A 12,196-nucleotide genomic window follows, 5' to 3' on the forward strand; every position below is an offset into this window, starting at 1 on the left:
CGGGCCGTCCTCAGCCGACCAGGGTGATGAGCAGCTCAAAACGGGCCTCCTGGACGGTCGGGGCCTGCGGCGTGGCAGCATGGGCGGCAGCACCGGGAGAGCAACCACATGACCACGCGACCATGACCACGCGACCATGACCACGTCACCGATCCGGGGGCGGACGGCGTCCGCGCCGGGGCTGGCCGAGGAGCTGCGCATCTCGATCGCGCGGCTCACCCGCCGCCTGCGCAATCTGCGCCCGCCCGCGGCGGGGGACGGCGGCCGCCCGCTGTCGCTCACGCAGTTCGCCGCGCTCGCCGCGATCGAGCGGCACGGGTCGATGACGCCGCGCGAGCTGGCCGACCACGAGAAGGTGCAGCCGCCCTCGATGACCCGCGTGATCGCCCACCTGGAGGACCGCGGGCTCGTCGCGCGCAGCCCGCACCCGACCGACGGGCGGCAGGTCGTGCTGCACGCCACCGCGGCGGGGTCGGCCCTGCTCGCGGACGAGCGGCGCCGCAAGGAGGCGTGGCTGGCCAAGCGGCTCGCCGAGCTGACCGCCGAAGAACGCGAGATCCTGCGCCGGGCGGCCCCGATCATCGACCGCCTCAGCCGCTCCTGACTCCCGGTGCGGGAGTGTGGCCGGGTTCATGGCCCTTGCCGGAATGAAGATCGCCCGATTAACGTTAGCTTTGGTAATGACTTCTGCTAACGAAACCCCCGATGAGCCGGAGGGGACCGCGACGCGCGGCGCCCGCCGCCGCCGCGCGCATCCCGCCCGCGCCGCCGCTCCGGTGACCCCCGCGCCCCTGAAGGCGGCGGCCGCCGTCCGCTCCCGCCGCCGGCCGTCCCCGGCGCGCCCCCTCGCCCCGGCGCCCGTCCACCCCGCCTCCCGCACCGGTTCGGCCCCGCAGGTTGATCGGCCGGCGCAGCTCGACGGGCATGCGCCGGGTGATGAGTCTGCGGGCGCCGCCGAGGCGGCGACCGCTCAGGCGGGCCTCAAGGCCGGCGGAACGTTCCAAGACGGCCCCCTCGACGAGCCCGCGCCGGACGAGCCCGCTTTGGAAGGGTCCGCGCTGGACGAGTCCGCGCGGTCCGCCGAGCCGGAGCAGGCGGCTCCGGAGGGCGGGCGGCAGGCGCGGCGCGGCGGGATGTTCCGGTCGCTGCGCAACCGCAACTACCGCCTCTACGCGGCCGGGCAGGTCGTCTCCAACACCGGCACCTGGATGCAGCGGGTCGCGCAGGACTGGCTCGTCCTCGAACTCGCGCACGGGAGCGGCACCGCGCTGGGGATCACCACCGGGCTGCAGTTCCTGCCGATGCTGCTGTTCGGGCTGTGGGGCGGCGTCGTCGCCGACCGCTACCCCAAGCGGCGCGTCCTGATGCTCACCCAGATCTCCATGGGCGTGCTGGCCCTGGTCCTCGGGCTGCTCGCGGTCAGCGGGAACGCCCAGGTCTGGCACGTGTACCTGCTGGCCTTCGGCCTCGGCGTCGCCACCGTCGTGGACAACCCGACCCGGCAGGCGTTCGTGATGGAGATGGTCGGCAGGCGCGACCTGCCGAACGCGATCGCGCTGAACAGCGCCACGTTCAACGGGGCCCGGCTGCTCGGCCCGGCGGTCGCCGGAGTGCTCATCGCGCTCATCGGCACGGGGCCGGTGTTCCTGGTGAACGCGGCCTCGTTCGGCGCCGTCCTGTTCGGGCTCTACGCGATGCGGACCGACGAGCTGCACGACGTGCCGGCCGTCAAGCGCGCCAAGGGGCAGCTGCGCGAGGGGCTCCGCTACGTGCGCGGCCGCCGCGACCTCATGCTCGTCCTGATCCTCATCGGGTTCCTGGCGACGTTCGGGATGAACTTCAACACGACGGTCGCGCTGGTCGCCAAGGAGGTCTTCCACACCGACGCGTCGGCGTTCGGGCTGGCGTCCAGCATGCTGGCGCTCGGCGCCCTCAGCGGCGCGCTGCTGGCCGCCCGGAGGGTCGCCAAGCCGCGGCTGCGGCTGCTGGTGGCGATGGGCCTGGTGTTCGGGGCGCTGGAGGTCGTGACCGGGCTGATGCCGACGTACTGGCTGTTCCTGGCGCTGCTCGTCCCGACCGGCATCGCGATGATGACGATCACGACGGCGGCGAACGCGACCATGCAGCTCGGCGTGTCCCCTGAGATGCGCGGCCGGGTGATGGCCCTCTACATGCTGGTGTTCCTCGGCACGAACCCGGTGGGCGCGCCCGCGGTCGGCTGGCTGGCCGAGCACTTCGGGGCGCGGATGAGCCTCGTCCTCGGCGGGCTGGTGTCCGTCCTCGCCGCGCTCGCCGTCGGAGCGGTGGCGGCCAGGGGCGCCGGGTTCGCCGGGCTGCGGCGGCTCCGCCCCGGCCGGAGGATGACGGCCCCGATCGCGTGACAACGGGTGCCGTCTGCTGGAAAGCTGGCCGCGTGGCCCTCCGGACGCTCCCATGAGGCTTTTCGTGGCGCTCGTGCCGCCACCGGACATCCTGGACGAGCTTGAGGAGGCCGTCCGCCCGCACCGGGACGCGCAGCCCGCGCTGCGCTGGGTGCGGCGCGACCTGCTGCACGTCACGCTGACGTTCCTCGGCGAGGTCGACGACCGCACCCTCGACCGGCTGCTGCCGCGGCTGGAGCGCGCCGTCGGGCGGCACGAGCGGATGACCCTGTCGCTGGCCGGCGCGGGCGCCTTCCCCGGCAGCGGCGCGCACGCCCGCGTCCTGTGGACGGGCCTGTACGGCGACCGCCGCGGGCTGGCGCGGCTCGCCGCGTCCACCACCGCCGCCGGGCGCCGCGTCGGGACGCTCCCGGACAAGCACCGCGGCTTCCGCCCCCACCTGACGCTCGCGAGGTCCCGGCGGCCGGTGGACGTGCGGGCGCTCATCGACCCGCTGTCGGCGTTCGCGGGCTCCCCGTGGACGGCGCACTCCGTCCAGCTGATGCGCAGCCACCTGCCGGGCAAGGACCAGAGCCAGGTGACGTACGAGTCGCTGAAGACGTGGTCGCTGCGTCAGAGCTCCGGCGGGGGCGGCGCGGGACGGTCGGCGTCCGGCGGCCCCCACGGGACGCCGTAGCGCTCGCAGGCGCGGCGCAGCTCGTCCAGGTCGGGCGGGAACGTGATCTGCCGCAGCACCCGCCCGGACGGCGCCCACACCACGAGCCGCGGCATCCGCTCCGCCGACTCGTCGATGCCGACGCCGCCGACGCGGTCGCGGGCCAGGTCCCATTCGACCTTGCCGCGCCTGGTGACGACCGCGAGGCCGGCGGACGACACGCGCAGCTGCGAACGGTTCCGGTCGTACAGCCAGTAGCCGATCAGGCCGATCACCAGCCCCGCGGGCACCGACCAGCTCGCGGTCGCGTTGAAGCCGCCGAGGTCGGGGCCGAGCCAGACCGCGCCGAGCAGCGCCACCGCCTCGCACAGCAGCACGCTCATCCCGTACGTGCCGACGCGGGACCGGCGGGTGGCGTCCAGGAGGGCGCCCGGCGCCGTGACGGGGCTCGGCGGGGCCGAGACGGGGAACGTGACGTCCTGCGGCAGGCGCGCCGGGACGTCCCGCGGGCCGTCCGCGCCGCCGCCCTCCGGGCCCGCGGGCTGCGCCGGGAGCGCGGCCGCCGCCCGCTCGGGCTCGGGCGCGGCCAGCGTGGACACGGCGGAGTGGAACGCGGCGCTCATGTACGCGTCGTACTCGGCGTCGTTGACGGGCAGGCCCGCGCGGCGCGCCGAGTCGCGCAGGTCGGTGCGGGAGATCCGCAGCGCCGACAGCGGCGCGGCGAAGAACTCGTCGCCGTCGGAGTCGTACAGCCGCACCCACGCGTGCCCGCCGATCGTCAGCAGCTCGATGCCGCCGATGCGGTCCTCCGGCATCTTCAGCACGACGTCGCCGGCCGCGTCGGCCCAGCCGAGCCCGCCGTCGGTGACGACGAGCCGGCCGCCGGGCACCTGCGCGAAGATCTCCGGCAGGCCCTCCAGGCCGTAGTCCGGGCGGCGCGGCGCCCGCGCCCCCGGCGTGATCACCCGGTAGCCGTGGTCGTCGAGGGCGTGCGCGAGCTGGAAGCCGTCCAGGCCGTGCGCGGGCAGCCGCGCGACCAGCTCCAGCCGGTGCCCGAACGCCAGCGCGGCGAGGTCGGCGCGGCGCGGCTCCCCGCTGACCGGGTCGAGCCGCAGGCCGGGCCCGACGACGACCGCCGCGACGTCGCCCGCGGGCAGTTCCTGCACCTCGCGGCGGCGGCCCGGCCGGGCCCGCACCCGCAGCCGGTCGGCGGTGATCGTCCAGCGGATCTGCGCGGCGCGCAGCAGCCGGCGGCGCGCCGCGAGGACGCCCGCGATCGCCGCCAGCACCCAGCAGCCCGCGGCGAGCCGGGCGCCGAACTCGCTCGTCCCGTCCAGCGCGATCCGGACGATCATCACGGCGCCGAGCAGCGCGGTCAGCGCGCCGAGCAGCATGATCCGGCGGCGGCTCGGCAGCGGCTCCGGCGTGTCCAGCCGCTGCTCCCCGGCCCGGCCGCCCCTGCCGCGGCCCGGCCGGCCCGCGGCGGACCCGTCCCCGGACCCGTCCCCGGACGCCTCCGTGGACGGCTCGGCGGGCGGCTCGTGCGCCGCCGCCAGCAGCGCGGCCTCCTGGTCCAGCAGGCGCTTCTCGGCCGCGTGGTCGCGCGGCAGCGGCCCGCTGCCCGGAATGTCGTCCTCCAGCCCGGAGGCGCGCAGCGCCTCGTCGAGCGCCGGGTCGAGCAGGTCGGTGGCCTCACCGTCCAGGACGTGCATGGGGATGCCGAGCCGCCGCGCCGTCACGAACACCGCGAGGGGCTCCAGGCCCATCGCGGTCAGGCCGCCGACCGCCGTCCGCCCGAACCGGTGGAAGACGGTCAGCACGCCGTCCCCGGTCGTGATGGCCAGGCCGTCGATCCGGGACCGCTCGTAGGACGTCATGACGAGGCCGCCCCGGCCGATCCGCTCCAGGCCCGCCGCCGACAGCCGCCAGTACGGGCGGGGCCTGCGGCGGCGCGCGTCCGGGAGCGCGCCGAGCAGCCACGGGACGGCGGCGACGGCGCCGATCAGCGCGGCCCACAGCCACACCGGCCGGATCGGCAGCAGCGCCAGCGCCACCGCGAGGACGGTGAACGGGCCCGCGGCCACGGGGCGCCACCGGCCGCCGGAGCCCGCGAGGCCCACCAGCTCATGCTCCACAGTCCGCATCCTCACACGTGTCCCGGCGGGACCGTCGCCTCCTTTCGCGATCCGGTCGTCCTCCGAAAGCCTTTTCCATCGTGCCGGTCAGGTTGTACGGGCGGCTCACGTCGCACGGTTCCCGCCGGTCACCGTCGCCTCCTCAGCAGCCCGTAGCCCACCGCGCCCGCGATCCCCAGCGCCAGGAACAGCCCCACCCGCGTGTTGGTGGCGTCCCGGTGGCCCTCCTCGGTCCCGCCCGCGGTCTGCGCCTCCTTCGGCGGCGGCGCCGGCGACGGGCGCGCCTCGTCCGGCAGCGGCACCCGGTAGACGGGCTGGTTCTTGCCCTCAGACCCGACCAGCAGCGACGTCCCGTCCGCGGTGTAGGTCACCGACTCGCCCTGCGCCTGCACGGGCAGGTCGATCGACTTCAGGGTCCTGCCGGGCCTGCCGTCCGGCCGCACAGAGTACAGCCGGGCCCCGAAGTACGTGCGGATCACGCAGGTGCGGCCGTCGGGGGAGAACGCGCCGTCGGTCGCGATGGCGGGCGCGTCGCCGACCTTGCGCATGACGTTGAAGCCGCTGGTGCGCAGCCGCCTCGGCGCCTCGTAGATCTTTCCGCCGAACAGCTTGCTGGCGATGTAGAGCCGGTTGGTCTTCGGGTTGATCATCAGGGTCTCGGCGTTGCGCGGCCCGTCCGCGTACTTGATCTTGAACGCGGTGGCGCGCAGCGTCCGGCTGCGCAGCCGCGCCGGCTCCGGGATCCGGTACACCGTCACGTACGGCCAGGCGCCGCCGAGGTTGTCGCCGATGTCCGCCACGAAGATCGCCGGGCGGCCGCGGTCGTCCTTGCCGAGTGCGATGGCCTCCCAGTCGCGGGCGCTCGCGCCGCCCACCGTGAGCACGGCGCGCACCCGGCCGTCCGGGCCGAGCGCGAAGATCTTCGGGACGCCGCCGGAGTCGTTGTGCGTGTAGACGACGCCGGGATGCAGGGCGCTCGCCGCGAGCCCGCTGGACTCGGTGATCCGCGGGTCCCTGATCGTGAACGCCGTCCGGTCGCCGTCGGCGGCGTGCGCCGGGGCGGGGGACAGGACGCCGGCGGACGCGCCGGCGACGGCGAGCGCGGCACCGGCGCGAGCGACGATGCGGCTTGCTGACATGGCCTGATCATCCCCGTTCCGCGCCCCGTCGATCATATGACCCGCGCCGGTCAGCTCAGCAGCGCACCGATGACCACGGCCAGGACGAGCGCGGTCAGCACGGTGGGAAGCAGCCAGCGGGGCGCGCGGTTCACGGGTCTGAGCTTATTCGTCCCGATGGACGACTCGAACCGTCCGCCCATGATCTGCATCTCATGTGACATGTGCGGATTGTTCGGGATGGTACGTTCGCCGTTCGCCGACGACCCGGGGATCGCCTCGGACGTGTTCGTCACGCTGGGCATGCTCGCGGAGGAGCGCGGCACGGACTCGGCGGGCTTCGCGTTCCTCGGCGCCTGGCCCGGCCTGGGCGGGTTCCCGGGCCTCGGCGGGCCCTCGGGCGGCTGCCGGGTGGTGAAGGGCCGCGGCCGCTTTGCGGAGATCTGGCGTCCCGCGTACGTCTCGGAACTCGACCGCTCGCCGGTCGTGCTCGGCCACACCCGCTGGGCCACGCAGGGCTCGCCGCGGGAGCCGCGCAACGCGAGCCCGATGGCCGTGCGGGACGTCGTCGCCACGCACAACGGCGACATCGACGTCGCCGACCTGCGGTCCCGCTTCGCCCTGCCGCCCGCGGCCGGCGCCACCGACAGCGAGCCGATCTTCCAGCTGCTCGCCGAATGCCGGCGGCCGTCCGACGTGACCGCGGTGCTCGAAGCCGTGGTCGGGCGGGTCGCGCTCGCCTGGGTCCACCGCGACCGGCCCACCGAGGTGCACCTGGCGCGGGGCGCGCTCAGCCCGCTGACCGTCGCCGTGGACACCGACCAGAACATCTACTGGGCGTCCAACCCGCGCTGGTTCCGGGACGCCGAGCGGCACACGAGCGTCGAGTTCGCCAGCGTGGTCATGCTCCGCGAGGGCACCTACGTGAAGGTCGGCATGGAGCGCCGCCCCGGGCGCCGCGACGCCCCCGAGGTGCTCGCGACCGCGAACTTCGTGCCCACGGCCCGCGACACCGACATGGACCCCCGCGTCTGGACGGGCTTCACCCGCGCCGACCAGGAACGCGACCGCGCCGGCCTCCTCCACCGCGCCGTCGAACGCGCCGGCGGCACCGGCGGCGCGGACTCCCCCCTCGCCGTCGCCGGCTGAGCCCCGACCCAGACAGATCAACGCCCAACCGGCGGTCACGGGCAGGCACGCGGAGCGAGCTCTGCGAGCGCAGCGGGCATGCCCGGCGCGCCGCGTCCCCGCAGCGGCGGGAGCGCCGGCGACCAGAGCGAGGAGACCCGTGCCGCGCAGCCGGGGGGTTTGGGGGGTCGCCCCCCCAATGAGCTAGAGCCGCTCTACCACGTAGTCGACGCAGGCGGTCAGGGCTTCGACGTCGTCGGGGTCGATGGCCGGGAACATGCCGATGCGCAGCTGGTTGCGGCCCAGCTTGCGGTACGGCTCGGTGTCGACGATCCCGTTGGCGCGGAGCGTCTTGGCGACGGCGGCGGCGTCGACGTCGTCGTTGAAGTCGATCGTGCCGACGACCTGCGACCGCTGCGCCGGGTCGACCACGAACGGCGTCGCGTACGAGGTCTTCTCCGCCCAGGTGTAGAGCCGCTGGGACGAGTCGGCTGTGCGGGACGTCGTCCACGCCAGCCCGCCCTGGCCGTTCATCCATTCGATCTGCTCGGCGAGGAGGAGCAGCGTGGCCACGGCCGGGGTGTTGTAGGTCTGGTCCTTGGCGGAGTTGTCCGCGGCGGTCTTCAGGTTGAGGAACTCCGGGACGTACCGGTCGGACATGGCGATCTCGTCGATCCGCTCCAGCGCCGCCGGGGACGCGAGCGCCACCCACAGGCCGCCGTCGGCCGCGAAGCACTTCTGCGGCGCGAAGTAGTAGACGTCGGTCTCGGACACGTCGACGGGCAGGCCGCCCGCGCCGGAGGTGGCGTCCACCAGGACGAGGCCCTCGCGCGCGGTGGTGCCCGCCGGGCGCTTGATCGGCATGGCGACGCCCGTCGAGGTCTCGTTGTGGGTGAGGGCGTAGACGTCGACGTCCTCCTCGGCGGACGCCTCCGGGTGCGTTCCGGGCGGGCCGGAGATGACGGTCGGGTCCCCCAGCCAGGGAGCGCTCGTGGTGACCTTGGCGAACTTGCTGGAGAACTCACCGAACGTCAGGTGCTGCGAGCGCTGCCGGACGAGCCCGAACGCGGCCGCGTCCCAGAACGCCGTGGTGCCGCCGTTGCCGAGCAGGACCTGGTACCCGTCGGGGAGGGAGAACAGCTGGGACAGCCCCTCCCGGACGCGCCCGACCAGGGACTTCACCGGCTTCTGGCGGTGCGAGGTCCCCATGTAGGCCGAACCCGACTCGGCGAGGGCGGCGAGCTGCTCGGGGCGGACCTTGGAGGGGCCGCACCCGAAACGGCCGTCCGCGGGCTTGAGATCGGCTGGGATGTCAATGGTTGGATTCGCGCTGTCGGTCACTTGTAGAAGGCTATCTGACCTGCAACGAAGATCGCGGGCCGGGTTCACATGCCGAGACGCCGGCGCCGCCACGCCCAGGTCAGCAGGGCCGCCAGCGCCGCCGCGCACACGCCGGCGACCACGGCGGGCGGGTAGATCCAGTCGTCGCCCCTGGCGTGCGCCTCGATGGCCGTGCCGACGGAGTCGTAGACCAGGAAGCCGAGGAAGAGCGCGGTGACGACGACGGCGATCCGCCCAGACACCGCGTTGGTGCGGCGGCGGCGCTCCTCGCGCTCCGCCTCGTACCGGCGCAGCTCCTCGGCGGCGTCGGCCTTCGCGCCGGACGCGTCCCTCGCGGGGCCGACGTCACCGTCAAGTGGCTCGTCGGGGGGTTGGCTCATGCCGCCAATGATGACAAATTCGATCCGTTTGATCGTCCGCTGCGTCCAATAGCGGCGGCCGGGGGCGAAGGAGAGTGCGAACGGGAAGCGAGGCGTGTGCGTATGGCGGGCGACGGCGACCGGATCCTGAGCGAGGATCGGCTGCGCGGAGTGCTCGACCTGTTCGAACGGCTGCGGGAGCGGCCGAAGTGGCGGCTGCGGGAGCGGCTGCGGCCGCTGCTCCTGCTGCTCGGCCCCGCCCGCGCCACCTCGCACGCCGCCGAGATCCTGAAGGCCCGCTGCGAGGACGAGCGCGCCCCGGTGTCGCACATCGCCGCCGACACGCCCGCCACCGACGTCGCGGGCGTGCTGCGGGAGGCGAAGCGGGAGCTGTCGCAGCCGAGCAGCCACGGCCGCGGCGAGCCGGGGATGCGGTTCCCGCTGCTGGAGATGGCGCTGTGGCTGCGCGACCTGCGCGAGATCCGGCTCGCGGGGGACCGCCCGGTCCCGCGCGGCGCCTCGGCCGCCGAGCGGGAGAACCACCGGCTGGTGCGGCGGCTCACGCATCCGCCGGTCGGCGACAACGAGAACGCGCGGCGCCGCGAGCTGAACCGGGTGATCCGCCGCCGCGGCCGGGACGTCCTGCGCGACCTGGAGGAGACGCGCGGCCGGCCCACGCAGTTCCTGTCGTTCCTGGAGCAGATCGCCCCGATCGGGATCGCGGTCGTCGCGCTGGTCAGCGCCGGGACGGCGGCGGCGCTCGACCTCGCGTCCGCCGTGCTGGCGGCCGTCATCGGTCTGGGGTTCGTGACCGTGCAGATCGTCGCCCGGACGCGCGGCTGGTACGGGGTGCGGCGGTTCCGCTGGTTCCTCCGCCAGCCCTACATGGACCGCGACTCCACCGGGTTCCTCGGCTTCGCGCTCGGCGTGTTCGACCCGCGCCCGGTCGAGCCCGACGACCACGGCGAGCAGCTCGACCTGCTGCTGGTCGCCGCGTTCCTGGAGGATCTGCGCCGCAACTACCGGCGCGACTACCGCCGGGCGGCCTGGGCCCGCGTCCGCTACCCGGTGCTGATCTTCGAGCATCTGGCGGCCCGCCACCCCGGGGTGGCGTTCGTGGAGCTGGCCGAGCGGGTCCGCGCCGACTGCCAGGCGAGCGACCGGGTCTCCGGCTTCGACCCGCTCATCGTCGTGGCGGGCGTCGACCCGAACGCGCCCGCCGGCGACGAGCCGTCCGCGCCGCTGCTCCTCGACCGGCTGTCGCAGGCGATCCGGGTGGACGTGTCGTCCGGTGAGCCGCAGAGCGTCGTCGCCGCGCGCGGTCTGTGGGACCGCTACACCCGCGAGCAGCGCCGTGTCGGCGCCCTCGGCTCCCGCCGCGAGCTGCGCGTCGACGTCACCCGCGACCCGGGCGGTGACCTGCCGCCCGTCCGGCCGGTGCGGCGCCGCCCGCGGCTCGCGCACCCGGCCCTGCCGTGGATCGCGATGGTCGCGGTCGCGGCGGCGTCGATCACGGTGGTCTCGGTGCAGGTGGTGAAGTACTGCTCGCCCTTCGGGATCAGGCGGATGGCGAACGGCGAGTGCGTCGGCATCACCGACGGGTCGTTCCGCTTCGGCGAGGACTCCGGCGGCGAGAACAACGACAACCGGCTGAACAGGGTGCTCGACCGCATCGAGGCGCTGAACGACCACGTGCGGGAGTCCGGCAAGCCGTACGCGACGGTCGTCTACCTCGGCCCGGTGACCGCCGACCCGTCCATCAAGAACAAGCGGATCGACCTGCTCGCCGGGGTGCAGGGCGAGCTGATCGGGCTGGCGATCGCGCAGAAGCGGTTCAACGACGCCGCCGAGGGCGACGATCTGCGGCTGCGGGTGCTGGTCGCGAACGCGGGCGCCAAGTTCAGCTACGCCGAGCACGTCGCCCGGCAGATCAGCCGGCGCGCGCTGGAGGACCGCTCGATCGTCGCGGTGGTCGGCTTCGAGCAGAGCCGCCGGCAGACGCAGGAGGCGATCAAGCTGCTGGCCAAGTCGGCGCTGCCCCTCATCGGCACGGCCAACAGCTACGACGGGACGGCGCTGCTCGACGGCGACGCCGGCTTCTCGCCATACTACTTCCGGCTCGCGTCGCCCAACGCGCGGACCGCCGAGCACGCCGCCTACTGGGCGCGGCACGGCGACGTGGGGGGCCGGAAGGCGGACGACGCGGTGGTCATCTACGACGGCGACCCCGACGACCTCTACAGCCGGAACCTGGCCGAGGACTTCCGGAAGGCGTTCCGGCCGGGCAAGGCGCGCATGCGCCCGTACGGGAACCCGGGGGAGCTGAACAAGGCCGTCCGGGAGGCGTGCCAGGACCAGCCCGACATGTTCTACTACGCCGGGCGCTCCGACGAGTTCCGCTCGTTCATCAACGTCCTGGAGCTGTCGTGCCCGAAGCGGCCGCTGGTCATGGCGGACGACGAGATCGCGAAGTACGTCAGCGACAACGCCGCCGAACTCGGCCGCAAGGACACCTTCGACCTGTACTTCACGCCGCTCGCCGCGCGGGAGGCGTGGACGTGGCGGTGGATCGGCGACCAGGCCCCGCAGACCTTCTACTCCGACTACGACCCCGCCGTGCGGGAGATGACGGACGAGGACGCCGCCACCGGCCGGCGGCCGTCCATCACCCGCGCCGCCGTCGCCTACGACGCCGTGACGCTCGTCGCGACCGTGGCGAGCAGGGTGTACTGGCAGGAGAAGGCGCTGCCGTCGGCGGGATCGGTGTTCGCGGCGCTGAACGACCCCGACCACGACGTCCTGCGGAACGGGGCGAGCGGCGTCATCCGCTTCAGCACGCGCACCACCGGCCACCAGGTCCTCGACAAGCCGGTGCTGCTGGCGACGATCAAGCCGGACGGGACGACCGAGGTCAAGCAGGTGTGCGGCCGCCTGATCGCCGGCGAGCAGGGCGAGGCGTCCTGCCCGCCCGGCCACGCCGGGGACCGCGGGGCGGCCTCTCAATAGCGGGCGCGCGGGCGGCGGGCGCGCGGGCGGCGGGCGCGCAAAAGGCCCCCGGGATCGGTCCGGGGGCCTCAAG

Annotated in this window: 10 protein-coding genes; 5 read left to right on the forward strand and 5 right to left on the reverse strand. The window is 74.4% G+C overall.

The annotated features are described in order from the left end of the window. The first annotated feature begins 136 nt into the window (after positions 1–136). The 3 genes from ABTW95_RS08560 (at position 137) to thpR (ending at position 3,057) form a co-directional block, all read left to right on the forward strand. Positions 137–604: a MarR family transcriptional regulator gene (locus ABTW95_RS08560; protein WP_396450614.1), complete on the forward strand. Its 468-nt coding sequence runs from the start codon at positions 137–139 to the stop codon at positions 602–604. A gap of 529 nt (positions 605–1,133) precedes the next feature. After that, positions 1,134–2,381, forward strand: a complete 1,248-nt coding sequence (locus ABTW95_RS08565) for an MFS transporter (protein ID WP_396450630.1) — start codon at positions 1,134–1,136, stop codon at positions 2,379–2,381. Between the two features lie 52 nt (positions 2,382–2,433). Next, positions 2,434–3,057, forward strand: coding sequence for an RNA 2',3'-cyclic phosphodiesterase (gene thpR, locus ABTW95_RS08570; protein ID WP_396450616.1), 624 nt, complete (start codon positions 2,434–2,436; stop codon positions 3,055–3,057). On the opposite strand, the gene ABTW95_RS08575 is transcribed toward thpR, so the two are convergent. From ABTW95_RS08575 to ABTW95_RS08585, 3 genes are all read right to left on the reverse strand, one after another. After that, entirely contained in the window at positions 2,994–5,171 is a 2,178-nt protein-coding gene (locus ABTW95_RS08575) for a hypothetical protein (protein ID WP_500225717.1), read from the reverse strand. The genes thpR and ABTW95_RS08575 overlap by 64 nt on opposite strands. 128 nt (positions 5,172–5,299) lie before the next feature. Then, entirely contained in the window at positions 5,300–6,310 is a 1,011-nt protein-coding gene (locus ABTW95_RS08580; RefSeq protein ID WP_396450620.1) for a hypothetical protein, read from the reverse strand. 50 nt (positions 6,311–6,360) lie between these two features. Beyond that, complete coding sequence (locus ABTW95_RS08585; RefSeq protein ID WP_396450622.1) at positions 6,361–6,513, reverse strand: hypothetical protein; 153 nt, start codon at positions 6,511–6,513, stop codon at positions 6,361–6,363. Positions 6,514–6,529: 16 nt separating this feature from the next. Between ABTW95_RS08585 and ABTW95_RS08590 the strand changes: the two genes are divergently transcribed. Continuing rightward, positions 6,530–7,438: a class II glutamine amidotransferase gene (locus ABTW95_RS08590; protein WP_500225723.1), complete on the forward strand. Its 909-nt coding sequence runs from the start codon at positions 6,530–6,532 to the stop codon at positions 7,436–7,438. A gap of 183 nt (positions 7,439–7,621) precedes the next feature. Here the strand turns inward: ABTW95_RS08590 and serC are convergent, their stop codons facing one another. Both serC and ABTW95_RS08600 read right to left on the reverse strand, forming a co-directional pair. Next, positions 7,622–8,758, reverse strand: a complete 1,137-nt coding sequence (serC, locus tag ABTW95_RS08595; RefSeq protein WP_396450625.1) for a phosphoserine transaminase — start codon at positions 8,756–8,758, stop codon at positions 7,622–7,624. Between the two features lie 44 nt (positions 8,759–8,802). After that, positions 8,803–9,138: a hypothetical protein gene (locus ABTW95_RS08600; RefSeq protein ID WP_396450627.1), complete on the reverse strand. Its 336-nt coding sequence runs from the start codon at positions 9,136–9,138 to the stop codon at positions 8,803–8,805. Between the two features lie 102 nt (positions 9,139–9,240). On the opposite strand from ABTW95_RS08600, the gene ABTW95_RS08605 reads away from it, so the two are divergent. Further along, positions 9,241–12,123 carry an ABC transporter substrate-binding protein gene (locus ABTW95_RS08605; RefSeq protein ID WP_500225728.1) on the forward strand — a complete coding sequence of 961 codons (2,883 nt, stop codon included), beginning with the start codon at positions 9,241–9,243 and terminating at the stop codon, positions 12,121–12,123. The last annotated feature ends 73 nt before the right edge of the window (positions 12,124–12,196 follow it).

Source organism: Spirillospora sp. NPDC127506 (genome assembly GCF_040302145.1).
Taxonomy (GTDB): domain Bacteria; phylum Actinomycetota; class Actinomycetes; order Streptosporangiales; family Streptosporangiaceae; genus Spirillospora.